Raw genomic sequence first — 25,428 nt, 5'->3', positions numbered from 1 at the left:
CCCCAAGCTCGATCTGAGGTATCACTGTGTCCCGCGCCCGTTTTGCCCCCCTTGCTGCTGCCCTGACGGTGGCGGTCGTCGCCCTCGCCGGCTGTGGTGAGGCCTCCGACGGCGACAAGGACGCCGCTGCGTCCGGTCCGCTCGCCAAGATCACCGTCACGGGTGACTCTGGCGCGGAGCCCAAGGTCACGGTCTCGCCCACGCCCCTCACGGTGACCAAGGAGGAGAAGCGGGTCCTCACCGAGGGTTCCGGCACTCCGCTCGGCAAGACCGACCTCGCGTCGGTCCACATCCAGGTCGTCAACGGCACCGACGGCAAGGTCGCGACGAGCACCTGGACCGACAAGCAGACGCTCGGCGTCGATCTCTCCAGCGACCGGATGCTGCCGATCCTCACGAACCAGCTGCCCGGGTCGAAGCCGGGAGCACGTCTGCTGCTCGCCGCGCCCACCAAGGACGTGTGGGGCGAGCAGGGCAACAGCAACTTCAACCTCAAGGCCACGGACCCGGTGCTCTTCGTCGTCGACGTCATCAAGGGCGGCGCCTCGCTCAAGGAGGCCGAGGGCACGGCCGTCGCGCCCAAGGCAGGTCTCCCCACGGTGAAGTGGAACCCCGGCAAGGCGGCGACGATCACGATGCCCAAGGCCGCGGCCCCCACCAAGCTCGTCACCCAGCCCCTCGTCACGGGCAAGGGCGCCAAGGTCGAGTCCGGCCAGACCGTCCGCGTGAGCTACACCGGCGCCCTGTGGGTGAACGGCAAGGTCTTCGACTCGAATGCCGACGGATACACCACGCCGATCGGTGTCGGCCAGGTCGTTCCCGGCTGGGACAAGTCGATCGTCGGCCAGCCCGTCGGCAGCCGCCTGCTCCTCGTCGTCCCGCCGGCTGACGGCTACGGCGCGCAGGGTCAGGGCGAGATCAAGGGCACTGACACGATGGTCTTCGTCGTCGACATCCTCGCGGCTGTCTGACCGGCCCCCAACGCACGTTCGTCCCTCTCCGCACGACCTCCCGAAAGGATCCGTCATGGGTTTTGACCCCAACACCACCCGTCCCGAGATCGATTTCCCCGGCGACGAAGCGCCCACCGACCTCGTCATCGAGGACATCACCGTCGGCGACGGCGCCGAGGCCACGGTCGGTTCGACCATCTCGGCCCACTACGTCGGTGTCGCGCACTCGACCGGCGAGGAGTTCGACGCCTCGTGGAACCGCGGTGCGCCCCTCGACTTCCGCCTCGGTATCGGTCAGGTCATCAAGGGCTGGGACGACGGCATCGTCGGCATGAAGGAAGGCGGCCGTCGTCGTCTCCTCATCCCGAGCCACCTGGCCTACGGCGAGCGCGGCGCCGGCGCCGCCATCAAGCCGGGCGAGAGCCTCATCTTCGTGGTGGACCTCGTCAGCGTTCGCTGATTCGCTGCGCCGCGCAGACGCCCGCGATGGCACTGACGACGAACGCGGCCAGGTCCTCCTCGAGGCCCCTGCCCATTGTTGACAGTTTCACCGGCGACTGACGCAGCGCTTCCAGCACACCTTCCGTGCCGATCTCGACGATGTCGAGATCGGCACGGCTGCGTTCGGCGAGCTTCGCAGCCTGGGTGCGGACGAGTGCCGCGAGCTCGCCGCCGCCCGCGGGCACCGGGACGATTGCGGGGGAGAGCAACGCCTTCCCGTATGCCGTGGTGCTGTGGTGCGAGATGCCGCGGTGCCTGGGTCGGGGGTCGGCTCCCGAGACGCGCAGCGCGGCGATGCACGTGCCACCGAGGACGTCGGCAGCGTGGAGGGCGTCCGCCACGGCGACGCCGGAGTAGCCCCAGGGCGTGCCGGTGCCGACGTTGCCCGGGCCCTGGACGACGACGGTGACATCGGCTCCGACGACGTGCCTGGCCGCGAGGAGTCCGCTGTGCAGCGACACCGCCTCGTGGTCGCCGCCGAAGGCCTGACCTACGGTGATCGTCTCGGTCACCCACCCGGCTTCCTTGAGCCCGGCGACGGCCCGCGAGAACGCAAGCGGCAGGGCGCCGCCGTCCGTCATGACATAGGCGATGCGCGCGTCGGGACGGACGATCCGCACACCGGTGATGATCGCGGGCAGGGCCGAGTGGAGGTCGGCGACGACCACCGGCATGCCGTCGATCGACTCGGCATCACGCAGGACGTGATGGTGCGGGCTGTCCTGCTCGTCGACGGCCAGGAACATCTGCTGCTGCGGTGTGTAGCGCGCCTTGACGATGTGGCCGTCGGACTCGGGGGCGTCCACAGGCAGCCGGTCGGGCATCGCGACGATGAAGGCCAGACCTCCGGTTCCCAGGCCCTTGAGCAGCGCCGACGCATTGAGCACCACGCGGTCGCCCGGCTCCGGTCGTCCCACCATCGCCGTGTAGGCGAGGGCGCGCACCTCCTCACCGGGGTCGGTCTCGGAACCCAGCCGGACGGCATACTCCACCGCCCCCGGCCACGCACTCACCTCACGGACCACCACACCCTCGCGCCACTGCATCACGAGGTGCAGGCTATCGAGTAGCGTCGGTTGCATGAGTGCAGCGACGGGGCCGGCGGCGAAGACCGAGCGCCTCCTCAACCTCGTGCTCGTCCTTCTCTACACGCGACGACCCCTCTCCAAGGCCCAGATCCGTGGCCTCGTCCCGCAGTACGGCGAGACCGCGTCGACCGAGGCCTTCGACCGGATGTTCGAGCGCGACAAGGACGAATTGCGCGCACTCGGCGTGCCACTGGCCACGGAGGAGATCGACGCCTTCCACGAGGACGAGCCGGGCTACCGCATCCACCAGCGCGACTACGCCCTGCCCGACCTCGAGTTCGAGCCGGACGAGCTGGCCGTTCTCGGTCTGGCGAGCCGCAGCTGGGCGCACGCCTCGATGGCCGGTCCCGCTGCCCAGGCGCTGCGCAAGCTGCGCGCCGCCGGTGTGGAGCGCGACGAGGGTGCCCTCATCGGCATCGAGCCACGGCTGCGGACCAAGGAGCCGGCCTTCGACGCCGTCAAGGACGCCGTCCTGAGCCGGACGCCCATCACCTTCACCTACCGACGCCCGGAGAGCAGCGAGGCATCGGTTCGCAGGGTGCAGCCCTGGTCGCTCGTGCAGTGGAACGGCCGCTGGTACCTCACCGGCTTCGACCTCGACCGGGACGACACCCGCGTCTTCCGCCTGTCCCGGGTCGATGGCGGGGTGCGGACGGCCGGTCGCGCCGGGTCCTTCGAGGTTCCGGCCGACCACGAGGCGCGCATCATGGTGCAGCGCTCGGCTCCACGGGGAGAGGCGCGCCCGGCTCGTCTTCTCGTGCGCCCGGGTGCCGCGCACAGCCTGCGACGGCGCGCCACGTCCAGCTCGGAGGTGGACAGCGGCTGGACCGAGCTGGCCATCGAGTTCCGTGACGTAGACGGGTTCGCGGCCGAGATCGCCGGTCACGCCGACAACGTCCAGGTGGTCGAGCCCGCAGACCTCGTCGAGCGGGTGCAGACCCAGCTGCGAGCCGTGCTCGCCGTGCACGAGGCAGGTGCCTGATGGCGGCCGAAACCGCGACGAACCGACTCGCCCGGCTGCTCACGATGGTGCCGTGGCTCGTCAACCGGCAGGGCATTGCGCTCGAGGAGGCCGCCGACGGGCTGGGCGTCTCCGTGGCGCAGCTCGAGGCCGACCTCAACCTGCTCTTCCTCTGCGGCTACGGCCAGATGCCGGACGAACTCATCGAGGCCGACTGGGAAGAGGGTCGAGTCTTCGTCGGCAACGCCGACACGATCTCGCGTCCCCTGCGACTCGGCGTCGACGAGGCCGTGACCCTCATCGTCGGCCTGCGCACGCTGCTCGACGTGCCCGGGCTGACCGATCAGGGCGCGATCGAGCGCGCCCTGGCCAAGTTGGAGTCCGCCGCAGGGACAGCCGCCGAGCCGGCAGCGCGTGTCTCGGTGGACCTGGCCGGCAGGGGAGTGGACGACGAGGTGCTGTCGCGCGCCCGCCAGGGTGTGCAGGAGGACCGGCGCCTCCACCTGACCTACCACGTGCCCGGTCGTGACGAGTCCACCGAACGCGACGTCGACCCGATGCGGGTCATCGCGGCGGACGGCCACTGGTACCTCGAGGGCTGGTGCCACCGCGCCGAGGGTGTGCGCATCTTCCGCCTCGACCGGGTCGAGGACCTCACGGTCCTGGACGAGGACGGGACCCCGCCCGAAGGAGTGGCTCCCCGCGACATCGGGGAGAGCATCTTCAGCCCCGCCGAGGATGACCTGCTCGTCACGGTGCGGCTGCTGCCCGGTGCGCTCTGGGTGAGCGACTACTACCCGGTCGAGTCCGCCACGGATGCCGAGGACGGATCACGCACGATCACGCTGCGCACGGCCGACACGGCATGGATCGAGCGCCTCGTCCTTCGCATGGGCGGGCACGCCGTGGTCCTGTCGCCACAGGATCTCAGCGAACGCATCGTCTCGCGGGCGATGGCCGCCCTCGAGCCACAGACCCACGACGTAGACTGACCACAGACCTCACATCGGAAGAAGGCAACTCATGTTTGGTGGACGACTCGGAGCCCCCGAGATCATCATCATCGCCGTCCTGCTCATCGTGATCTTTGGCTGGAAGCGCCTGCCGGACGCGGCCCGCAGCCTGGGTCGCTCGGCTCGGGTCTTCAAGTCCGAGGTGGACGAGATGAAGGCCGAGGGCAAGAAGGCGTCCGAGACCGTTCCCGGTGAGACCGTGCGTCGCGACGCGGACGGCACGTCGGCCAGTTCCACCACGTCGACCTCGCCGATCGAGGAGAACGCACCCCGGACGGACAACCAGTCCGGTCCGACGTCCGGCAGCGCCGTCTGAGCCGTCTGATCAATGCCCCGAGTCGCGAAACCCGGTCGCGCCCGCCTGCCTCGACGGCGACGACGCGACCCCGAGGGTCGGATGTCGCTGGGCGACCACCTGCGGGAGTTCCGTCGTCGACTCTTCATCGCAGCCGTAGCACTCGTGGTGTGCTCCGTGATCGGCTGGTATCTCTTTGACGTCATCTATGAGCACCTGACGGCGCCCATCGAGAACATCGCCAAGCAGCGTGGTCAAGAGTCGATCATCGATCTCAACTACGCCGGCCTCACGGCAGCCTTTTCGCAGCGACTCAGCCTGGCCATCTGGGCCGGGACGATCCTGTCCGCACCGATGTGGCTGTGGCAGGCCTGGGCGTTCATCGTTCCCGGGCTGACCCGCAGGGAGAAGCGCGTCTCCCTGATGTTCATCGCGGCGATCGTCCCGCTCTTCCTCGGCGGTTGCTGGTTCGGATACGTGACGCTTCCCAAGGCCGTCGAGATCCTTCTCGGTTTCACTCCGGAGGGCGCGGCGAACCTCCCCGAGGCCGCGCTGTACTTCTCCTTCGTGACCCGCTTCATCCTGGTTTTCGGGATCGCCTTCCTCTTTCCGGTCGTCCTTGTGGCGCTCAATGTCGCCCGGGTTCTCCCGTCCCACGTGATGCTCAGGGGATGGCGACCGGCGATCGTCATCATCGTCCTCTTCGCGGCGATCGCCACGCCGACCCCGGACCCCTACACGATGTTGTTGCTGGCGGCGCCGCTCGTCGTCCTCTACTTCGTCGCCTACGGCATCGCCAGGCTGCTCGACCGGCGCCGCGCCGCCGATCGACCGGACTGGCTGGAGACGGCCGACGACGAGGCCTCGTCCCTGTGACCGCCGCATCGCGCCGCATCGGCCTGGTCATCAACCCGACCGCCGGCAAGAACACGGGCGCACGGATCGGCCGCGAAGCCGCGTCGCTTCTCGCCGCCTCGGGTCACGACATCGTCGACCTCTCCGCTATGGACGGCGCTCACGCCGTCGAGCGTGCGCGGGCCGCGATCGCCGACCGCGCCGTGGACTGCATCGTCGTCGCAGGCGGCGACGGCATGGTGCACCTGGGCGTCAACCTCGTCGCTGGAACGGACATGCCGCTCGGCATCATCGCCGCCGGCACGGGCAACGACAACGCCCGGGAGCTCGGCCTCGCCGTCCGGGACGCCGCGAAGGCCGTCGAGCGCATCACCCACGGCGCCACCCGCAGGATCGACGCGGTGCGGACCGTCGACCCACACGGGAACGACCGGTGGTTCGTGGGTGTCCTCGCCGCCGGTTTCGACGCCGTCGTCAACGAGCGGGCCAACGGGTGGAGCTGGCCCAAGGGGCAGATGCGCTACAACCTCGCCATCGCCCGCGAACTCGGCGTCTTCAAGCCCATTCCCTACGTCGTCGAGGTCGACGGTACCCGGCACGAGACCAAGGCGATGCTCGTCGCGATCGCCAACGGGCCGGCATACGGAGGGGGCATGAAGGTCGTCCCGGAGGCGAGTTACGACGACGGACTGCTCGATGTCCTCATCCTCCACGAGGTCTCGATCCCGACCCTCATGCGTGTCTTCCCCAAGGTCTTCAAGGGCGAGCACGTGTCGCACCCCGCCGTCGAGATCCTCCGCGGGCGACGGGTGCGGCTCGAGGCGACGGGCATCGTGTCGTATGCCGATGGCGAGCGCTTCGAGCCGCTGCCGATGGAGTGCGAGGTCGTCCCGGGAGCAGTCACCGTCCTGACGTAGCCTGACGCCATGAGCGGTCAGACACGTGATTACGGTCCCCATCTGTCCGCCTTCATCGCGACCAAGGGCTTCCCCCTCGACGCGTTCCAGATCGAGGGCTGCACCGCCGTCGAGGCCGGACAGGGCGTCCTCGTCGCCGCACCGACGGGCGCCGGCAAGACCATCGTCGGTGAGTTCGCCGTGCACCTCGCCCTGGCGACTGGGCGCAAGGCGTTCTACACGACGCCGATCAAGGCCCTGTCGAACCAGAAGTACCACGACCTCGTCGCCGCCCACGGTGCCGACAAGGTCGGGCTGCTCACGGGCGACTCGTCGATCAACGGTGAGGCGCCTGTCGTCGTCATGACGACCGAGGTGCTGCGCAACATGGTGTATGCCGGGTCGACCACCTTGCAGGGACTGGGTTTCGTCGTCATGGACGAGGTCCACTACCTCGCCGACCGCTTCCGAGGCGCCGTCTGGGAAGAGGTCATCATCCACCTGCCGGAGTCCGTCCAGGTGATCTCGTTGTCGGCGACGGTGAGCAACGCCGAGGAGTTCGGTGACTGGCTCGCGGAGGTTCGGGGGAACCATTCCGTCGTGGTGTCGGAGCACCGTCCGGTGCCCCTGTGGCAGCACATGCTCGTGGGCACCTCGATGTTCGATCTCTTCGTCGACGAGACGGCCGAGCCGCGCGAGGACGGGTCCACTTCACGCGTGAATCCCGAACTGCTGCAGGCGATTCGGGGTACCGAGCAGCGTCGAGCCGACGACGGCTGGGTGCGGGGGAGCACCCGCGACCGCGGACGTGGAGCGGACTTCGGGCCGCGACACGGTCGCCAGGGTCGTGACGGTCATCGCGACCACCGCGACCACCGCGACCACCGAGACCGGCGTGGGCCCGGGCGCGGGGGTGCGTCGGTCGGTGGTGCCCGAACCGAGCGCGAGCAGCGGGGCTTCGTGCGCGGAGGCCGACCCGGGGGAGGAGCAACCCGGGCCGAGGTCATCGCGCAGCTCGATCGCGAGGGGCTGCTGCCGGCGATCACCTTCATCTTCAGTCGAATGGGCTGCGAGGGGGCCGTTGGGCAGCTGCTGTCTGCCGACACCCGCCTCATCCCGCAACGCGAGGGTGAGCGCATTCGGCGGCTCGTCGAGGAACGAATGGGCTCCCTGGCCGACGAGGACCTCGGGATCCTCGGCTATTTCGACTTCGTCGAGGGGCTGTCGCGCGGCTTCGCCTGCCACCATGCGGGGATGCTGCCGCTCTTCCGCGAAATCGTCGAGGAGCTCTTCACCGCGGGGCGCATCCGGGCAGTCTTTGCCACGGAGACGCTGGCGCTCGGCATCAACATGCCGGCTCGCACCGTCGTCCTCGAGAAGCTCGTGAAGTTCAACGGTGAGACCCACGCCGATGTGACGCCGGCCGAATACACCCAGCTCACCGGGCGCGCGGGCCGTCGAGGCATCGACATCGAGGGCCATGCCGTCGTGCAGTGGAGCCGTGGTCTCGATCCGCTCGCTGTGGGTGGTCTGGCCTCAACGCGCACCTATCCACTGAGGTCGAGCTTCAAGCCGACCTACAACATGGCGGTGAACCTCGTTGCGCAGGTGGGGCGGCCGGTGGCCAGGGAGATCCTCGAGACGTCCTTCGCCCAATTCCAGGCGGACCGGGCCGTGGTCGGGTTGGCAACGAAGGTCCGCCGCAACGATGAAGCGCTCGAGGGTTACGCCGAGTCGATGCACTGTCATCTCGGCGACTTCCGCGAGTATGCAGCGCTGCGCCGTGCCATCGCCGACGCGGAGAAGGATGGCGCGCGCAAGCGGTCTGCCGGGCGTCGCGCGGAGGCCGCCCTCAGCCTGGAGAACCTCAAGGTCGGTGACGTGTTCAGGGTGCCGGCCGGGCGACGAGCCGGATGGGCAGTCGTCGTCCAGTCCGCGCGCACGGGCAAGGGTGCTCCGAGCGGCCCGGGCGTGGTGACCGAGGACAAGCAGTTCCGTCGGCTCACACTCACTGACGTGCCGGTGCCGGTCGAGGCCGCGACCCGGATCACGGTCCCGAAGCACTTCAACCCGAAGTCCCCGAAGTCCCGTCGCGACCTGGCAACGACGATGCGGATCGCGGTGCCGTACGACCTTGAGCCGTCGGCGCCCAAGGCGGGGCGCGAGGAGCAGGCCCCGGAGAACGACCGCATCGCGCACCTGCGTGCCGAGCTCAAGGCGCACCCATGCCACGAGTGCCCGGACCGTGAGAACCACGCCCGATGGGCCGAGCGTTGGCACCGTCTGCAACGGGAGACGTCGGGACTCAAGCGCAAGGTGGAAGGTCGCACCAACTCGGTCGCGCGCACCTTCGACCGGATCTGCATCGTGCTGACCCAGCTGGGCTACCTGGAGGACGACACGGTCACCGAGCGTGGTGAGCGACTGCGCCGGCTCTACACCGAGCGCGATCTGCTCGCGGCCGAGTGCCTGCGTCAGGACATCTGGAAGCGGCTCGACGCGCCCGGACTGGCCGCGTGCGTCTCGACGCTCGTCCACGAGCCCCGCCACGACCAGGCCGACCCGTCACCGCGCATGCCCAACGACGAGGTCGCCGAGGCCGTCACGCAGATGCAGCGGCGATGGAGCGAACTCGACGACCTCGAGGGCGAGCACGGCCTCGAGACAACGGAGTTGCCCGATGCGGGCATGGCGTGGATGGTCCACCGGTGGGCGAGCGGCGAGCGCCTCGACACGGTGCTGCGCGGTCAGGACATGGCGGCGGGTGACTTCGTGCGCCGCTGCAAGCAGATCGTGGACCTGCTCGGTCAGATCGCCGACGCGGCACCTGACACCGAGCTGCGGCGCACGGCTCGCAAGGCGATCGACGGTGTCATGCGCGGTGTGGTCGCCGCCGACCGCCTCGACTGACCGCAACTTTCCCGCCTGAAGTGGGTTTCTCTCACTTCGCTTCATCGCCGCGATCAAGCGAAGTCAGAACATCCCACCTTCGGCGCGGGTCCCACGCTCTGCGTGGGCATGGTGGTGATCAGGGGATCTGGAGCGCGGCGAGGACGCGGTTGATCGGGTTCGTGATCCCGTAGGTCGACGCGAGCTCGCTGAGCAAGCGGGTGTCGGCGACGGCCGTGGGCAGCGCGATGTCGAAGTCGGCCACGGGGGCATCGCGGGCGACCCGCACGACCCGTGGTGCGACATCGAGGTAGTCCGACGCCGCCTCGAGGTTCGTCCGACGAGCGCCCTTGATCGTCGGGTCGCCGTCCGCGACCGCCTTGCGAAGGCCTTGGAGCGATCCGTATGCCGTGATCAACTGTGCCGCGGTCTTGTCGCCGATGCCCTTGACTCCCGGAAGCCCGTCGCTGGTGTCTCCACGAAGGATCGACATGTCGAGGTACGCGTCACCGGACGACACGGCATACCGCTGCTCCAGGTACGCCTCGGTGCCCTGATCCGGTTCTCGCACACCGCCTTTGCCTGTGTAGAGCACGCGGACGCCGTTGGCGTCGTCGATGAGCTGGAGGAGGTCGCGGTCGCCAGTGACGACGTCGATGGGCATCGAACCCCGGTGCCGTTCGACGAGAGTGCCGATGACGTCATCGGCCTCGAACCCATCCGCGCCGAGGCGGGCGATGCCCAGGGCCGCGAGGGCATCGGCGATGAGCGGGACCTGGGGCGCCAGGTCATCGGGGACCTCCTCGGCGGCCGTGTCGGCCGAGGCGGGGTGTGCTTGGTCGGGCGCGTCACCAATCGTGGGCGCAGGCGCCGAACCCGCCGGCTCTGCAACTCGGTGCGCCTTGTAGCTCGGGATGAGATCGACCCGGAACTGCGGTCGCCAGTCGTTGTCCCAGCAGGCCACGAGATGTGTCGGGTGGTGAGCCGCGACGAGCGTGGCGATCATGTCGAGGAAGCCGCGCAGGGCGTTCGTCGGGTGCTCCGATGAGGAACTCCGCTGGTCCGGAACGCCGTAGAACGCCCGGAAGTAGAGCGAGGCGGAGTCGAGCAGCAGCAGCCGATTCGTCATGGCGTTCACCCTAGTTGGGCCGGACCGGGCCTCCCTGCCTCAGATGGCACCTCGCACGAGACCGACGAGGAACCATGCGGCCCCCGCAAGGAGGAGCGCTCCGATCACGAGGTCCCAGAGGGTCCTGGCCGACCCCTTGCCGATCCGCACCAACCGCACGACACCCGTCACGAACAGCGCCAGCGCGCTCAGTGGTGCGAGCAGGATCGCGCCCGCGAACGAGGCGAAATCGCGCGGTGTGAGCGTGCATCCCCACCCGAGGCCCTCGCACTGTCCGTTGGCGTTGTGGTCAGGGGCGCTCGCCCACCAGATCGCCCACAGCACCCAGGCCACCGCGAGCACGACGAGGACGATGAGTGAGCCACGGGGGCGGCGGGTGGACGGCGTCGGCGTGGACATGTCCTGCATCCTGCCCCGAAATGACTAGGGTGGCGCTGTGGAGGACCTGGACCGCAAGATCGTCGAGCAACTCTCGACCGATGGACGGATGAGCTACACCGACCTCGGACGAACTCTCGGAATGTCGACGTCCGCCGTGCACCAGCGGGTCCGACGCCTCGAGAAGCGCGGCGTCATCAAGGGCTACACCGCCCGCGTCGACCATGCAGCGATCGGCGTGGCCATGACGGCCTTCATCTCGATCACACCGCTCGACCCAGCGGCTCCCGACGACATCCCGGAGCGCCTGCGTGATGTCCCGGCGATCGAGGAGTGCCACTCCGTCGCCGGTGACATGAACTACGTCCTCAAGGTCCGCGTCGCGACTCCGTTGGAGCTCGAGGAATTGCTGGCCACGATCCGGGGCAAGGCCAACGTCTCGACCAAGACGACGGTCGTTCTCTCGACCCCCTGGGAGTAGCCCGCCGGCTCCTGCGGGAACGGGGCTGTGGAAAACCTCGCGGCGACTTTCGCGATTTTGGGCACGATCTGGTTCATGACCTTCGAGAACCTGCCCCAGAACTTCCGCGACCTCCCCCTCGACGACCCGATCCTGCGCGCTGACGCCGTGGACCTGTTCGTCGGGCACTTTGACCGGGTGGAGGGCTGCCTCGCCCTCGTCCTGCTCGACGACGAACACCGTTGTGTCCAGCCCGTCCTCATCGGCGAGATGGGATCGGTCGACCCGGAGGAGCTCAGAGTTCCGGTGACCATGATGCTCGAGCAGTTACGACCTCCGGCAGTGGTTGCGGCCATCGGTCGTGACGGTTCGGCACTCTTCACGGACAGGGACCGGTCAACGCACCAGATCCTCGTCGACATCACTCGTGACGTCGGCGTCGACCTCCTGGCGACCTACGTCGCGACAGAGAACGCGGTGCGGGAGCTGCCCGACCACCTGCGGATGGCGTCCTAACGCGCGATCGGGGCCGTGCTTCCAGAGGTGGCAGTGACCAGGTCGGCGGGGGAGAGCTCGATGTCGAGGCCCCGACGCCCGCCGGACACAAGCACGGTCTTGTGCTCGGAAGCCGAAGCATCCACCACCGTCGGCAGGGCGCGCTTCTGTCCAATCGGAGAGATTCCTCCGACGACGTAGCCCGAACTGCGCTCTGCCGCAACGGGATCCGCCATCGCAACCTTCTTCACGCCGAGGGCAGATGCCATCGCCTTGAGATCGAGTGAGCGATCCACCGGAACGACGCCGACGGCCAGTCCGGAGCCCGTGTCGACGAGCAACGTCTTGAACACGCGCCCGGGCTCGACCCCGAGTGCCTCCGCCGCTTCGAGACCGAACGACTCAGCCGCAGGGTCGTGCTCGTAGGCGCGGACGGCATACGGAATCTTCGCGCGCGTCAGCGCGACCGTCGCCGGAGTGCCCACCGAACCACCGCGGTCCTTGCGTCCCATGACGCGAGGGTATGCCGCGGCGCGGAGCACAACGCACGCAGGCCCGAACCCCGGGAAATGGGGTTCGGGCCTGCGGGAGCCTCTCGGGCGGTCAGGCCAGGTCGGCCGCCGACGCGTCCCGGCTGGCCGTGGCGCCGGCGAGCGCCGCGGCGTGCACCTGGTCGACGTCGGTGTTCGTGCGCCACCACTGCTGCCCGGACTCGGGGAGGGTGTAGATCGGGTCGTAGTAGACGTACTCGCGCGACAGCGCCTGCTCGTCCGATCCCTCGATGGACGTGCGGTAGTTCTTGCGCCAGAAGGACATGCCCTTGTCGAGGTCGTAGCTGTCGACCTGGTGCACCCACCGCTTGCCGACGAACGGCACGTCGCAGACGATGCGCGGCGTCGCGAAGCCGGGGAGGTAGCCCATCATCGAGTGCTGCAGGTGCTGCGCCTCGTGGAGCGCGAGTCGCCAGTGCTCCGAGAACGGGATCATGTCGCACATGTAGAAGTAGTACGGCGTGATCATGGCCTCGTCCTGGAGGGCGAAGCAGAGGTCGAGGAGCTGCTCGGTCGAGTCGTTGACACCACGCATGAGCACGCCCTGGTTGCGGACGTCGCGGACGCCGGCCTCGAGCATGGCCTTGGCGGCGTCCGCAACGAGCGGCGTCACCGAGTTCGCGTGGTTGACGTGCGTGTGGATCGCGAGCGAGACGCCGCGGGAGCGCGCCAGGGCCGACACGCGACCGACACCCTCGACGACGTCAGGCTGGAGCCAGTGCTGCGGCAGGCCCATGAGCGCCTTGGTGGCGAGGCGGATGTCGCGGATGTTGTCGATGCGCAGGAGCTTGTCGAGGAAGCCCTCGAGGTTCTTCCACGGCATGTTGGCGACGTCGCCACCGGAGACCACGACGTCACGGACGCCGGGGGTGCGCTGGAGGTAGTCGAGCATCGCGGCGTGGCGGTCGACCGGCTTGCCCTCGAGCTTGAGCTTGACGATCTGCGGCGTGGAGTTGCCGACGAGGTCCATGCGCGTGCAGTGGCCGCAGTACTGCGGGCACGTCGGCAGCATCTCGGCGAGGACCTTGGTGGGGTAGCGGTGGGTCAGACCCTCGACGGCCCACATGTCGTGCTCGTGGAGGCTGTCGCGCGCGGCGAATGGGTGCGAGGCCCAGTCGGTGCGACGGTCGCTGAACACGGGGAGCATGTAGCGGCGCACCGGGTCGGCCATGAACGCCTCGGTGAAGTCGGCGCCCGCGGCCGGCATCGGCTCGACGGTCGAGGGGACCATCGTGTTGATCATCTGCGGCGGGACGAGCATCGACATCGTCGCGCGCTCGGCCTGGTCGCGCTCGAGGTCCGCGTAGAACTCGTCCGTGAGCAGGTCGCCCATCACGGTGCGCAGCTGGCCGAAGTTCTTCACGCAGTTCACGCGCTGCCACTGGGCGTTCTCCCAGTCGGCGCGGGTCACGTCGCGCCATCCCGGGAAGCGGGTCCAGTCGGGCTCGATGAGCTCGCGACGCCGGTAGACGTAGGGCTGCTCGATGTTCGTCGTCATGTCTGCGAGGATACGGATAGATCACTCGTTCGTCACACTTGTGCCGCAATATTTACCGTTGCGTGTCGCCAGACAGGAGAAATTGCGTGTCCGGATCCTCGCCCTTCGGTGTGCACCGCGTCCTCGAACCCGTGGGGGAGTCGCTGCCCCAGGCCGCGCGCGTGCTCGACCCGCGCCCCGAGATCTGGCCCGACGAGGTGCGGATCGACATCGAGACGCTCAACCTCGACGCCGCGTCCTACCGCCAGCTGAGCGACAAGCACACCGGCGACGGTGACGCGATCCGCGCGGAGGTCCTCGACATCGTCGCGACGCGCGGCAAGATGCAGAACCCCGTGACCGGCAGCGGCGGCATGCTCATCGGCACGGTGGCGGAAGTGGGGCCGCAATCGACGCTCGGTCTCGAGGTCGGCGACCGCGTCGCGACCCTCGTCTCGCTCTCGCTCACGCCACTCGCGATCACCGACGGACTGGAACGGTGGGACGGGGCGGGGGAGCGGGTGCCGGCCCGCGGCCACGCCATCCTCTTCGGCCGCTCGATCGCCGCGAAGCTCCCGGACGACCTCACGCCCGAGCTCGCGCTCATGGTCATGGACGTTTGCGGCGCACCGGCCCTCGTGGCCCGGACACTCCGCACGTATGCCGGTGAGTCGCCTTCCGTCGTCGTGCTCGGCGGAGCGGGCAAGTCGGGTTCGCTGTCGCTGGCCGCTGCTGCGGAGGCGGGTGCCACCCGGCGCGTCGCCGTCGTGCGGGACGCGGCGGAGGCCGCGCTCCTCGAGGGCACCGGTCTGGCCACCCACGTCGTCATCGCCGATGCCCGCAACCCGTTGGGTCTGGCCGAGGCGCTCGTGCCTGCGGGTGGACCGGCCGACCTCACTGTCGTGTGCGTCGACGTCACCGGTTGCGAGCAGCCGGCCATCCTCGCCACGGCCGAGGGCGGCACGGTCATCTTCTTCTCCATGGCCACGAACTTCGCCGCCGCGGCCCTGGGCGCAGAGGGTTTGGCGGCCGACGTCACGATGCTGGTCGGCAACGGCTACGTCCCCGGCCACGCGGCATACGCGCTCGAACTCCTGCGCGGCAACGCGGAGGTGCGGCGACTCTTCGAGACGCGTCTGCACGAGTGAACGGTCGTCCGGCAGGGTTGCGAGGCATGGCGACCTATACGCACGGACACCATGAGTCCGTCCTCCGCTCGCACCGATGGCGAACCGCCGAGAACTCCGCCGCCTACGTGCTGCCGCACCTGCGTCCGACCGATGCGGTCCTCGACATTGGCGCTGGTCCGGGCACCATCAGCGCGGACCTGGCGGAGATCGTCACGCGTGTCACCGCCACCGAGGTGGGCCCGGACGAGGTGGACCTGGCCAGGGACACGGCGACCGCGCGCGGACTCACCAACATGGACTTCGTCGTGGCTGACGTGCACGCCCTCGACCTCCCCGATGACAGCTTTGACGTCGTCCACGCTCATCAGGTGCTTCAGCACGTCGGTGATCCCGTGCAGGCCCTCCGGGAGATGCACCGCGTCACGAAGCCGGGTGGACTCGTGGCGGTGAGGGACAGCGACTACGCCGCCTTCGCGTGGTGGCCGCGCCTCCCGGAGCTGGATGAGTGGATGGACCTGTACCAGGCGGCGGCTCGCGCCAACGGTGGCGAACCCGATGCCGGTCGACGGTTGCTGTCGTGGGCGCAGCAGGCAGGCCTGAGCGACATCACGGCGAGTTCGAGCACGTGGTGCTTTGCCACCACGGACGACCGGCAGTCGTGGGGCGGGCTGTGGGCCGACCGCATCGTGGAGTCGGCCATGGCCCGGCAGATCCTTGACTCCGGCATGGCGACGACCGACGACCTTCAGCGCCTCAGCGAGGGCTGGCGGACGTGGGCGACCGCCGAGGACGGGTGGTTCTCCCTGCTCCACGGCGAAATCCTCTGCCGCACGGCGTGATCTCGAGGTCTCGCCCTGGCGGGTCGAAGGGTCCCCGTCAGGCAGCCCACTCGATGCGATGCTCGCCGACACCGTCGGTGAGCATGCCCAACAGCAGGTGGCCCTCTGACTCGACGTCGTCACCGGCCTCGGCGCGCGTCAGCCCTGACAGCGGTGAGATCACAAGGACGGTCGTCTCGTCGTCCGTACGTGTCGTCCAGGTTCCTCGTACGCGACCGTCGACGAGCAGGTAGCGGGCGCCCGCGACACTGAGCCCCTTGTGCTCGTCGTCGATGATTCGGGATCGGTCGTCGTAGCCGAGTACAGCGTTGTCGAAGGCCGGCAGGAAGCGTGATGGTGCGGGAGTGTCCGGGTCCGGGAGGATGCCGTCGGGAACGTCGAGGAGTGTCCGGCCGCGCTCGTCGCGGTAGGTCACCAAATCCGGCGCGAGGTTCTTGATCGCGGCCGGGAGGCGGGCAAGTCCGGACCAGGCCCGGACGTCCGCGCTCGCGGCCGGGCCGTACGCCCGCAGGTACCGAATCACCAGGGCCTCTGCGTCGATTTCCCCCGTGTCCGTCGTCGTGGGTGCGTCACGGCCGAGCCAGGTGGCGATGGTGGTGTTCCTCGCCGGTCCGGCCTGACGCCACAGCCCGCGTGGTGGCACCTGGACGAGTGGCACCAGCGAACTCAGTGCATCGCCGAGGTCCCGGGCGGCGGCGTTCGGCCAGCGGTCCGCGAGTGCACGTCCGGCATCGGCCAACTGCCTCGGGTCGCCCTCGAACAGGGGTGTCCCCGCTGCACGCAGTTCCTCCTCGTCGACTCCCACGAGTCGGGCGCGCAGGACGGAGCGCATGCGTTGCTCGAGCATCGGCTGGTGCAGTGCCCGCAGGCCCAGGCAATCAGCCGCGCTGAGCAGGTGGATCGTGCGCCGCATCATCAGCGTGCGAACGAGTTCACGGGACTCGAGCAGCGTGCTGGCCGCGGCCGGGTCGAAGTCGGCCACGCGCGAGAACAGTCCGACGTACGGCTCCTGAGGCTCCTGGGCCTGCAGCCCCACGAGGTGCTCGGTCGCGGAGACGGGATCCAGCGTCGCCCTCTCCAGCAGCAGGTTGCGAGCCAGGAGTGATCGGTTGAGCTCGGCACGTGTGAGGACCCGCATGGTGGCGACTCTATGGAGCGGGCTCGTGGTCCGCGAGCCGATAGACGGAGACGTGGGAGCGGGAGTCGGACGTGAATGGGGTTCCGGTCCAGTCGGCGTGGCGTGACTCGAGCTCGAACCCGGCCAGCCGCCCCATGAGGTCGAGCTCTGACGGCCAGATCCACCGGTGGGGCGTCATCCCGATCTCGGCGGCCCGACGGTCTGCGGGGTCGTGACCGAAGTGCACGTGGTGCGAGATGACGCGCTGGTTCGCAAGGTCGACGACGTCGAGCCCGAGGTAGTCATCGCGGGTTGCGAAGACCTGTGCCGGTGCGCCGGGGGAGAGTCCACGCAGGTCCGGCACCCAGAGCTCGATGACGAACCGCCCGCCCGGACGCAGGTGTGCTGCGGCGTTGCGGAAGCACTCGACCTGCTCGTCCTGGGTGAGGAGGTTCGCGATGGTGTTGAAGACGAGGTAGACGAGCGAGAACTCGCCCTCGACACGAACGCTCGCCATGTCGCCGTGAACGGCAGGGAGCTCGCGCTCGTCGACCTTCTCTCGCAGGCGATCGATCATCGGCTGGGAGAACTCGATCCCCGTCACGGGCACGCCCCGTTCCAGGAGCGGGATGGCCACGCGCCCCGTTCCGATGGCGAACTCCAGCGCCGCTCCACCCTCCGCGAGGTCGGCGAGCCGGTCGACGGTCGGCCCGACGATGGCGTCCGCGTCCATTCCTTCACCGGGAGTGTCGTATGCCGCCGCGCGGCCGGCATCCCAGAGTTCGTCCTGGGAGAGGTGGTCGAGTCGCGTGAGGTCCTGGGCCATACGGCCACCCTCTGCCGACCGCAATGCCCGTCGCAACCGGCTTACCGCATCGACAGCGCGCTGTCGGCAAGAAGACACTGCTACCGGTCACGACCAAGGCTCGTCGTCCCCACTTTGCGGCCACGCGATCACTTCGATCAGCGCGAAATACTTCGGAGACCGGGACCTAGATGGACGGGGTTCGGTCAGTGGTTCCGCCCTCGACGTCGCCAACACGACAGCGATAGAATCCATCCTCGGTCTGTAAGGAGGGATGAGCCGTGACTCGTAAACTTGCGCTCCTGCTGATTGCAGGCGTGTTGGCTGGCCCCATGGCTTTGGCTACCTCGACCCACAATGCCTCGACGGGGGATCCGGTCGTTGCCGCGCGGGTCCTCGAGGTTGAGCGCGAGCTTGCGTCCCACCCGGAGTGGCCTCAGCGGCCGATTACCGCGAAGGGTGCCTTTGTCGAGATCCCCTACGGGCCTGCGGACCCGAAAGAATACGGTCACTGGATGAGGGCGGTGGGTGAGCGTTACGAGGGCGCGGTAGTGGGCAAGTACTCACCCGGAGCCGATGGCCCTTCCAAGGATGAGCTGGATGCAGTGTCGCGGGCTGTCGGAGACGCGCTTGCCGTGTTGCCTGATGACGTCGGTCCTGGATATACCGTCATGACGGATCTGACTATTGGCAAATCGACCCTGACCTATGGTCAGACGGAAGACGTTGCGTTCTTGGCCATCGTGGAGAAGGTCAAGGCCAAATACCCGGATCATTTGGTTGTTCAGACGTCCAACATCAAGTCGGGACCTCAATCGTTGGTGACCAAGGGTGGATACGGCATCGCTTCGACGAATCAGGCAAAGGATCCATACCTTCCATGCACGCTTGGTTTCAACATGGTGAAGAACGGAGTCAAGCATTTCGTCACGGCAGCGCACTGCTTTCAGTCGACTCCGTACAGTGGGATCGCAGATCTTCGCTACTCATTCGTGTGGAGCGGAGGCTACTCGACCCCCTCCTTAAGCGACACGGAGTACCTTGGTCAACAGTCGGGTTCGCTCATCGAACCGCCCAGTGGTGACCTTGCCGCTGCGGTCTACAGCACGACGAACAGCATCGCGATGTACGGAGTGATATACCCGGGCGGGCCCCAGATCGACGTCATCGGTACGGCTTGGGGAAACACGGACGATTGGGTTTGCACGTTCGGTGCTCGCAGCCTTACCAAGTTGTGCAATTACATCCAGTCTGGCTTCGGCATATGCAAGTACTCAGGAGTCCCCGAGATGAGCGGCATGCTCATGGTGGCTCTGCCGACAGAGAGCGGCGATAGCGGGGCGCCGTTGTGGAAATCTGGCGGTAACAACTCCACGGCAATAGGCGTGGGCATTCTCAGCGGTGTCAGTGATAACGGCTACCGGTGCTTCACCGATATCCAGCGGGGCGTTCTACGGTGGGGCCTACAGGCCTATTAGCCTCCGGGCTCGCTTCAAGCCGCAGAGACTTGGTGGTGTCGGCGGGCCCGGCTGTCCGGTGTGTCGTCACACGAGCAGGTGGCGGCGTTGAGGGCGTGGAGCCGATCGGTCCTTCGCCAGAGCCTGGATGGGCTTCTGGGGTATGGACTCCGCCGACTAGGAGGAAGTGCCCATGGCGGCGGATTTGCGGCCAGATGTATGTCGGACCGGAAGTTCTGCGCTCCACTGTTAGATTTGCCGCGTGTCTTCACGGAACCGCCCCATCCTCGAGCTCGACAAGGCCGACGTCCGACGGGCCCGCAGCCTGGCCCGCAAGGTCGGCAAGCCGGTCGTCGACATCGCCACCAAGCACACGACCGTCTCGGTCGAGCGCGCCACGCTCCGCCTGGCGGGCCTGAGCGGCGCCGACCATGAGCGCGTCCCGTGGGTCAACCACCTCGTCGACGCCGTCCGTGAGGGCGTGGGGCTTGAGCATGGCGTGAGCCTTCCCGTGTGGGACGCCCTGAGCCGCGGCGAGGCACCCGACCTCCTCACCCTTGCGCAGAAGGCGAGCAGTCGCTCGGTCGACTTCCGCATCCCCGAAGCCAAGGCGGCCACAGCGGCAGGCAAGGCGGCCCGCAAGGACGTCGCGGCCGGCATACGGACGATTGACAAGCAGCGCGCCCAGCGCGACCGGCTCATCACCCGCCACGGCGACCCGAAGCAGCGGCCCTGGATCTACCTCATCGTCGCCACCGGCGACATCTACGAGGACATCCCGCAGGCCCAGGCCGCCGCGCGCGAGGGCGCCGACATCATCGCCGTCATCCGGTCGACGGGGCAGAGCCTGCTCGACTACGTGCCCGAGGGCGCGACGCGCGAGGGGTATGCCGGCACCTACGCCACGCAGGAGAACTTCCGGCTCATGCGGGCCGCGCTCGACGAGACGAGCAAGGAGCTCGGGCGCTACATCCGGCTGACGAACTACGCGTCCGGGCTCTGCATGCCCGAGATCGCGACGTTGGCCGGCCTCGAGCGTCTCGACATGATGCTCAACGACTCGATGTACGGCATCCTCTTCCGCGACATCAACCCGATCCGCACGTTCGTCGACCAGCGGTTCAGCCGCCAGATCCACGCCCGTGCCGGGATCATCATCAACACCGGCGAGGACAACTACCTCACGACGAGCGACGCCGTCGAGGCCGCGCACACGGTCACCGTGAGCCAGCTGCTCAACGAGTACTTCGCCAAGGAGGCCGGGCTCGAGGACTGGCAGCTCGGCCTGGGCCACGCGTTCGAGATCAACCCGGACCTCCACGACAGCTTCCGGATGGAGCTGGCCCACGCGCTCCTCGCGCGCACCCTCTTCCCGGACGCACCGCTCAAGTGGATGCCGCCGACGAAGCACATGACCGGCGACGTCTTCCGTGGCAACCTGCTCGACGGGTTCTTCAACCTCGTGGGCACGCTCACCGGCCAGGGGATCCTCCTCGTCGGCATGATGACCGAGGCCGTCGTGACGCCGTGGATCTCCGACCGCGACATCGCGCTGCAGAACGTCCGCTACGTGCTCAACGCCGCCGGGGGACTCACGGAGGACTTCCACCCGCCGCGCGACGGCTTCATCCAGACGCGCGCCCGCCAGGTCCTCGGCGAGGCCATCGGTCTCCTCGACGACATCGCGGCCGAGCCCGGCAAGGCGCCACTGCTCGAGGCCATCGCCGACGGAACGTTCGGTGAGATGAAGCGCCCCGCCACGGCCGGCAAGGGCCTCGACGGTGTCGCCGAGCGCGCGGACGGTTACGTCAACCCGGCCATTGACCTCCTCGAGACGGGAGCCACCCGATGACCCCGAAGCCCACCTCGACCGGGGCTGCCGCCGACGTCACCGAGCTGCCCCAGGTCATCCGTCCCTATGGGGACCAGACCGGCGACGGCATGGTCCAGGTCTCCTTCACCCTGCCGATGCCGAGCGGTAAGCGAGCCGAGGGTGCCGCCCTCCAGCTCGCCGGCAAGATGGGCATCGAGCCCGCAATCGTGGTGCACAGCAAGGCCATTGGCGACGGCTTCACCTTCTTCGTCGTCTACGGCTCCGTAAAGCACCTCGTCGAACCGCACCTCGTCGAGGTCGTCGAGCGCGAGTTCCCGCTGCTCTCCGGCAAGGAGATCAACACGGCGATCAAGAAGCACCTTCGCCGCAAGCTCGTCGTCGTTGGCGCCTGCATCGGCACAGACGCGCACACGGTCGGCATCGACGCGATCCTCAACATCAAGGGGTTCGCGGGGGAGAAGGGCCTTGAGTACCACCGCGAGATCAAGGTGGTGAACCTCGGCGCCCAGGTCCTCATCCCGGACCTCGTCGAGCGCGCCCGTGAGGAGAAGGCCGACGCCGTCCTCGTGAGTCAGGTTGTGACACAACGGGATGCGCACATCCACAACACGACCGCGATGTCGGCGGCCTTCCGCGAGGCCTTCCCCGCGGGCAAGGTCCCGCACCTCGTCGTCGGTGGTCCGCGCTTCGAGGAGGGCTCGGCCGGAACGCTCGGCGTCGACCGCATCTTCGGCCGCGGCACCACTCCCGGTGAGGTCGCGAGCTACCTCGTCCACGCCCTCGTGCCGCAGGGTTCCGCAGCCTCCAAGAGCAAGGGAGCATGACCGCATGACTTCGACCGTTGGCCAGAAGGTCACCCACCGCCGCTACGTCCCCTACAGCCACGCGCACTACGCCGGAAACCTCGTCGACGGCGCCTACTCACTGGCCGCGTTCGGCGACGTCGCCACGGAGATGTGCATCATCACCGACGGCGACGAGGGCCTCTTCGCGTCCTACAGCGACGTCCAGTTCCTCGCGCCGGTGCGCGCCGGTGACTGCATCGAGATCGAGGCGACCCTCGTGCGGGTCGGCACGCGCAGCCGCGAGATGGACTTCGCGGTGCGCGTCGTCGCCCGCGGAAATCCCGAGCGTGGCGAGTCCGCCGCGGACGTCCTCGACCTCGCGATCGTCGCGACGACGGCGCGCGGCGTCGTGGTGGTGCCGCCGCGCTGAGGTCGGTGACCTACGGTGGCTCCGTGCCACCGAGAATCCCGTATGCCGTCCGCGCACTTCTCGCGGTCCTGTCTGGTCTCGCCCTCTGGCTGGCTTTCCCGACGCACAACCTCTGGTGGCTCGCACCCGTCGCCGTCGCGCTTCTGGGAGCGTCGACGTGGGCGGTCGGGGGGCGTCGCGGCTTCGTCCTCGGCCTGCTCGCCGGGTGGGCCTTCTTCGTCCCCGTGTTGTCCTGGTCGGGCATCTATGTCGGCAAGTTGCCCTGGTTCGCCCTGGCCACTCTCGAGGCGCTCTACTTCGCGCTGATGTGCGCGGTCGTCGGCTACGTCGGCCGGCGACTCGACCGCGGAAGTCCGTGGACGGCATACATGGTCATTCCACTTGCCTGGGTGGTCCAGGAACTCGCGCGCGGCACGACGCCCTTCGGTGGATTCCCCTGGGCCCGGCTCGCGTTCAGCCAGGCCGACAGCCCCCTGGCCAACATCGCCCAGTGGTTCGGTGCGCCGGGAGTGACCTTTGCGGTGGCCGGTGTCGGCGCGGCACTGATGGCTGCAGCCGCGAGGCTGCGCGTGCGATGGCAGACGTCCTTCATCATCGCGGCCGCTCTGGCCTCGTTCGTCCTGCTGTGCTCGAGCGCCGTGCCCTCGCTCGACGGACGTCGGGTCACGGTGGGGATCGTGCAGGGCAACGTCCCGCACCCCGGACTGGACTTCAACGCCGAGCGTCGCGCCGTCCTCGACAACCACGTGCGCGGCACCGAACTCCTTGCGGAGAAGGCGAAGGGCGACCTGGGGGAGCGGGTGCCCGAACCGCTGAGCCTCGTCGTGTGGCCCGAGAACTCCTCGGACATCGACCCCTTCCGCAACGGCGACGCCGCTGCCCAAGTGCAGCGCGCTGTCACCGCGGTGGGCGTCCCCGTCATCGTTGGTGCCGTCCTCCAGGAGCCCGCACCCGACGTCTCGAACGTCTCACTCTTCTACACGCCCGGGGGAGGGGAGCCCGGACGTTATGTCAAGAACCACCCGGTGCCGTTCGCGGAGTACATCCCCTATCGCTCCTTCTTCCGGAAGTTCAGCGACAAGGTCGACCTCGTGACGAAGGACTTCACGAAGGGGAAGGGCCTCGGAGCGTTCCGTGTCGAGGCGCCTTCGGGGGAGTACTGGGCGCTGCCGACGATCTGCTTCGAGGTGGCCTACGACGGGCTGATGCGCGACTCGGTGACCCAACCGGGCAAGGAGTCGAGCATCCTGCTCGTCCAGACGAACAACGCCACGTTCGGCTACACGGCGGAGTCGGAGCAGCAGTTCGCGATCTCTCGGATCCGGGCCATCGAGCACGGACGGTCCGTCGCTCACGTCTCGACCGTGGGCGTCTCCGGGTTCATCGCCCCCGACGGTTCGGTCACCGGCAAGACGGGCCTGTTCACGGCCGAGCAGGGAATCGGTTCGGTCGTCGTCCGCAGTGACCGCACGCTGGCGGACCAACTCGGACCCTGGCCCGAGTGGCTGGCCGTTGCGTTCCTCGCGGCCCTGTGCGGCGCGGCCATCGCGAGCGGCCGAGGGGATAGGGTCGATCAGTCCGTGCCGGCGCGCTCCACGAAGGACCCCGTTGACTGAACGTCCCACTCTCGACCGAGTCGTCGTGCTCATCCCCACCTACAACGAGCGCGAGAACCTGCCACTGATCGTCGACCGCGTCCGGCGCGCGGTGCCCGACGTCGACGTCTGCGTCCTCGACGACAACTCACCCGACGGCACAGGCGACGTGGCCGACCAGCTCGCCGCCACCGACGACCAGATCCACGTCCTGCACCGGAAGGGCAAGGAGGGTCTCGGCGCGGCCTACCTCCACGGTTTTGCCTGGGCGCTGGAGCAGGGCTATGACGCCGTCATCGAGATGGACGCCGACGGGTCGCACCGCCCGGAGGACCTGCATCGGCTTCTCGACGCGGCTGAGGACGCCGACGTCGTCATCGGGTCCCGGTGGGTCAAGGGCGGTGAGGTCGTCAACTGGCCGGCGCACCGCAAGGCGCTCAGCGTCGGCGGCAACATCTACACCCGTGTCCTGCTCGGGATGCACGTCAACGACGCCACTGCCGGCTACCGCGTCTATCGCGCGGAGACCCTGCGGCGGCTGGACCTCGGCAGCGTCGAGTCGGCTGGCTACTGCTTCCAGGTCGATCTCACGCGCCGGGCAGTGTTCGAGGGACTCACTGTCGTCGAGGTGCCCATCACGTTCGTCGAACGCGAGATCGGTCAATCGAAGATGGACCAGAACATCGTCCGCGAGTCGCTCGGCCGCATCACCGTCTGGGGCGTCCAGCGCCGAGCCGACCAGCTGAGGGAACGGCTGGCGGGCCGCGCTCGTTGGCACAAGTTGTGAACCAAAGGATCGGCTCGACCCCCTACGCCCGTCGTCAGAAGCGGCCTCGCTGGCTGACGTTCGTGCTTCTCGGGCTGGTCCTGGCGCCGATCATCGAGATCGCGGTCCTCGTGGCCGTGGGCAAGACCATCGGGCTGGCCTGGACCCTCGTTGCACTGCTCGTGCTGACCGTGTTGGGCACGTGGCTGATGCGTCGAGAAGGCGCCCGCACGTGGAAGGCCCTGCGCGAGGCCTCACGCACCGGCCGCATGCCGAGCCGTGAGCTCGCCGACGGTGCGCTGGTCCTGATCGGCGGTGCCTTCCTGCTCCTGCCCGGCTTCGTGAGCGACGTCATCGGGCTCTTCTTCGTGCTGCCCTTCACGCGGGTCTTCGCGCGGCGCCTGCTCGAGGTGTTCGTCACGAGCCGGGTCCTCGTGAGCGTGCCGTCGTTCCCCGGCAGCGCTCCATTCCCGGGTGGGCCGTCTGCGGGGCCAGCCGGCCCGACTGGGCCGACCAGCGCCAGCGGCGGTCCGGGTGGCACGATCCGCGGCGAAGTCATCGACTGACGACCTGCCCCTTTATCGGGTGACCCGATATACGGGTGCTCAACCCGAGGTGGCACCCGGGGTGAAGTAGCCCCTTGTGGGGTGACCCGATAATGGGGCAACCCCGAAACGCACGTATGCCGTGTGCCCGACGAGGGCACACGGCATACGGCGTCTGATTCGG

26 protein-coding genes are annotated in these 25,428 nt (G+C 68.3%); 19 read left to right on the top strand and 7 right to left on the bottom strand.

What is annotated here, in order from left to right:
• Nucleotides 1-26: 26 nt before the first annotated feature.
• Nucleotides 27-971: an FKBP-type peptidyl-prolyl cis-trans isomerase gene (locus N803_RS05005; RefSeq protein ID WP_156969658.1), complete on the top strand. Its 945-nt coding sequence runs from the start codon at nucleotides 27-29 to the stop codon at nucleotides 969-971.
• A gap of 55 nt (nucleotides 972-1,026) precedes the next feature.
• The gene (locus N803_RS05000; protein WP_035903070.1) at nucleotides 1,027-1,413 is read left to right on the top strand and encodes an FKBP-type peptidyl-prolyl cis-trans isomerase; all 387 of its coding nucleotides are present in this window, start codon (nucleotides 1,027-1,029) and stop codon (nucleotides 1,411-1,413) included.
• On the opposite strand, the gene N803_RS04995 is transcribed toward N803_RS05000, so the two are convergent.
• Entirely contained in the window at nucleotides 1,400-2,503 is a 1,104-nt protein-coding gene (locus N803_RS04995) for a DUF3866 family protein (RefSeq protein WP_425402397.1), read from the bottom strand. The two genes, N803_RS05000 and N803_RS04995, sit on opposite strands and share 14 nt — an antisense overlap.
• A 31-nt stretch (nucleotides 2,504-2,534) precedes the next feature.
• Here N803_RS04995 and N803_RS04990 point away from each other — a divergent pair, with 31 nt between their 5' ends.
• Genes N803_RS04990 through N803_RS04965 form a run of 6 tightly spaced genes read left to right on the top strand, consistent with a single transcriptional unit; the run spans nucleotide 2,535 to nucleotide 9,472 of the window.
• Nucleotides 2,535-3,524 (top strand): helix-turn-helix transcriptional regulator, encoded by a 990-nt coding sequence (locus N803_RS04990; RefSeq protein WP_035903068.1) that lies wholly within the window; start codon nucleotides 2,535-2,537, stop codon nucleotides 3,522-3,524.
• A complete protein-coding gene (locus N803_RS04985; protein WP_035903067.1) occupies nucleotides 3,524-4,495 on the top strand; it encodes a helix-turn-helix transcriptional regulator in 972 nt (323 codons plus the stop codon). Before N803_RS04990 ends, N803_RS04985 begins: the two co-directional genes overlap by 1 nt.
• A gap of 31 nt (nucleotides 4,496-4,526) precedes the next feature.
• Nucleotides 4,527-4,832, top strand: a complete 306-nt coding sequence (tatA, locus tag N803_RS04980; RefSeq protein ID WP_035903065.1) for a Sec-independent protein translocase subunit TatA — start codon at nucleotides 4,527-4,529, stop codon at nucleotides 4,830-4,832.
• Between the two features lie 12 nt (nucleotides 4,833-4,844).
• Complete coding sequence (gene tatC, locus N803_RS04975) at nucleotides 4,845-5,687, top strand: twin-arginine translocase subunit TatC (protein WP_052111797.1); 843 nt, start codon at nucleotides 4,845-4,847, stop codon at nucleotides 5,685-5,687.
• Nucleotides 5,684-6,583 (top strand): diacylglycerol/lipid kinase family protein, encoded by a 900-nt coding sequence (locus N803_RS04970; RefSeq protein ID WP_035903064.1) that lies wholly within the window; start codon nucleotides 5,684-5,686, stop codon nucleotides 6,581-6,583. Before tatC ends, N803_RS04970 begins: the two co-directional genes overlap by 4 nt.
• Nucleotides 6,584-6,592: 9 nt before the next feature.
• Nucleotides 6,593-9,472 (top strand): DEAD/DEAH box helicase, encoded by a 2,880-nt coding sequence (locus tag N803_RS04965; RefSeq protein ID WP_035903062.1) that lies wholly within the window; start codon nucleotides 6,593-6,595, stop codon nucleotides 9,470-9,472.
• Between the two features lie 118 nt (nucleotides 9,473-9,590).
• On the opposite strand, the gene N803_RS04960 is transcribed toward N803_RS04965, so the two are convergent.
• Both N803_RS04960 and N803_RS04955 read right to left on the bottom strand, forming a co-directional pair.
• A complete protein-coding gene (locus N803_RS04960) occupies nucleotides 9,591-10,580 on the bottom strand; it encodes a 5'-3' exonuclease (RefSeq protein WP_035903061.1) in 990 nt (329 codons plus the stop codon).
• 39 nt (nucleotides 10,581-10,619) lie between these two features.
• On the bottom strand, nucleotides 10,620-10,979 hold the full coding sequence (locus N803_RS04955) for a hypothetical protein (protein WP_035903060.1): 360 nt from the start codon (nucleotides 10,977-10,979) through the stop codon (nucleotides 10,620-10,622).
• Nucleotides 10,980-11,016: 37 nt separating this feature from the next.
• Here N803_RS04955 and N803_RS04950 point away from each other — a divergent pair, with 37 nt between their 5' ends.
• Nucleotides 11,017-11,439, top strand: a complete 423-nt coding sequence (locus N803_RS04950; RefSeq protein WP_035903059.1) for an Lrp/AsnC family transcriptional regulator — start codon at nucleotides 11,017-11,019, stop codon at nucleotides 11,437-11,439.
• Between the two features lie 75 nt (nucleotides 11,440-11,514).
• The gene (locus N803_RS04945) at nucleotides 11,515-11,934 is read left to right on the top strand and encodes a hypothetical protein (RefSeq protein WP_035903057.1); all 420 of its coding nucleotides are present in this window, start codon (nucleotides 11,515-11,517) and stop codon (nucleotides 11,932-11,934) included.
• Here N803_RS04945 and ybaK read toward each other — a convergent pair.
• Nucleotides 11,931-12,425 carry a Cys-tRNA(Pro) deacylase gene (gene ybaK, locus N803_RS04940; RefSeq protein ID WP_035903368.1) on the bottom strand — a complete coding sequence of 165 codons (495 nt, stop codon included), beginning with the start codon at nucleotides 12,423-12,425 and terminating at the stop codon, nucleotides 11,931-11,933. The genes N803_RS04945 and ybaK overlap by 4 nt on opposite strands.
• 91 nt (nucleotides 12,426-12,516) lie before the next feature.
• Nucleotides 12,517-13,962 (bottom strand): KamA family radical SAM protein, encoded by a 1,446-nt coding sequence (locus N803_RS04935; RefSeq protein ID WP_035903056.1) that lies wholly within the window; start codon nucleotides 13,960-13,962, stop codon nucleotides 12,517-12,519.
• A gap of 86 nt (nucleotides 13,963-14,048) precedes the next feature.
• Between N803_RS04935 and kdd the strand changes: the two genes are divergently transcribed.
• Together kdd and N803_RS04925 are read left to right on the top strand one after the other, a co-directional pair.
• A complete protein-coding gene (gene kdd / locus N803_RS04930) occupies nucleotides 14,049-15,089 on the top strand; it encodes an L-erythro-3,5-diaminohexanoate dehydrogenase (protein WP_035903055.1) in 1,041 nt (346 codons plus the stop codon).
• Between the two features lie 26 nt (nucleotides 15,090-15,115).
• The gene (locus N803_RS04925) at nucleotides 15,116-15,910 is read left to right on the top strand and encodes a class I SAM-dependent methyltransferase (RefSeq protein WP_035903054.1); all 795 of its coding nucleotides are present in this window, start codon (nucleotides 15,116-15,118) and stop codon (nucleotides 15,908-15,910) included.
• A 37-nt stretch (nucleotides 15,911-15,947) separates the two neighbouring features.
• Here N803_RS04925 and N803_RS04920 read toward each other — a convergent pair whose 3' ends face one another.
• Together N803_RS04920 and N803_RS04915 are read right to left on the bottom strand one after the other, a co-directional pair.
• A complete protein-coding gene (locus tag N803_RS04920) occupies nucleotides 15,948-17,048 on the bottom strand; it encodes a winged helix DNA-binding domain-containing protein (RefSeq protein ID WP_035903053.1) in 1,101 nt (366 codons plus the stop codon).
• 10 nt (nucleotides 17,049-17,058) lie between these two features.
• The gene (locus tag N803_RS04915; RefSeq protein ID WP_035903050.1) at nucleotides 17,059-17,853 is read right to left on the bottom strand and encodes a class I SAM-dependent DNA methyltransferase; all 795 of its coding nucleotides are present in this window, start codon (nucleotides 17,851-17,853) and stop codon (nucleotides 17,059-17,061) included.
• A gap of 260 nt (nucleotides 17,854-18,113) precedes the next feature.
• On the opposite strand from N803_RS04915, the gene N803_RS04910 reads away from it, so the two are divergent.
• The 7 genes from N803_RS04910 to N803_RS04880 all read left to right on the top strand — a co-directional run bounded on the left by N803_RS04910 (nucleotide 18,114) and on the right by N803_RS04880 (nucleotide 25,265).
• Entirely contained in the window at nucleotides 18,114-19,310 is a 1,197-nt protein-coding gene (locus tag N803_RS04910) for a chymotrypsin family serine protease (RefSeq protein ID WP_035903049.1), read from the top strand.
• 241 nt (nucleotides 19,311-19,551) lie between these two features.
• A complete protein-coding gene (gene kamD, locus N803_RS04905; RefSeq protein WP_211253456.1) occupies nucleotides 19,552-21,141 on the top strand; it encodes a lysine 5,6-aminomutase subunit alpha in 1,590 nt (529 codons plus the stop codon).
• Nucleotides 21,138-21,947: a lysine 5,6-aminomutase subunit beta gene (gene kamE / locus N803_RS04900; protein ID WP_052111794.1), complete on the top strand. Its 810-nt coding sequence runs from the start codon at nucleotides 21,138-21,140 to the stop codon at nucleotides 21,945-21,947. Before kamD ends, kamE begins: the two co-directional genes overlap by 4 nt.
• 4 nt (nucleotides 21,948-21,951) lie before the next feature.
• Nucleotides 21,952-22,338, top strand: coding sequence for a 3-aminobutyryl-CoA ammonia lyase (gene kal, locus N803_RS04895; protein ID WP_035903048.1), 387 nt, complete (start codon nucleotides 21,952-21,954; stop codon nucleotides 22,336-22,338).
• A 23-nt stretch (nucleotides 22,339-22,361) separates the two neighbouring features.
• Nucleotides 22,362-23,954, top strand: coding sequence for an apolipoprotein N-acyltransferase (gene lnt, locus N803_RS04890; protein ID WP_035903364.1), 1,593 nt, complete (start codon nucleotides 22,362-22,364; stop codon nucleotides 23,952-23,954).
• Nucleotides 23,947-24,720 carry a polyprenol monophosphomannose synthase gene (locus N803_RS04885; RefSeq protein WP_035903046.1) on the top strand — a complete coding sequence of 258 codons (774 nt, stop codon included), beginning with the start codon at nucleotides 23,947-23,949 and terminating at the stop codon, nucleotides 24,718-24,720. The genes lnt and N803_RS04885 overlap by 8 nt, the downstream gene beginning before the upstream one ends.
• Nucleotides 24,717-25,265, top strand: coding sequence for an FxsA family protein (locus tag N803_RS04880; RefSeq protein ID WP_245617016.1), 549 nt, complete (start codon nucleotides 24,717-24,719; stop codon nucleotides 25,263-25,265). The genes N803_RS04885 and N803_RS04880 overlap by 4 nt, the downstream gene beginning before the upstream one ends.
• The last annotated feature ends 163 nt before the right edge of the window (nucleotides 25,266-25,428 follow it).

The organism is Knoellia subterranea KCTC 19937 (assembly GCF_000768685.1).
Taxonomy (GTDB): domain Bacteria; phylum Actinomycetota; class Actinomycetes; order Actinomycetales; family Dermatophilaceae; genus Knoellia; species Knoellia subterranea.
The sequence above is the reverse complement of the archived record's forward strand: the minus strand, read 5'-3'. Positions and strand labels throughout refer to the sequence as shown.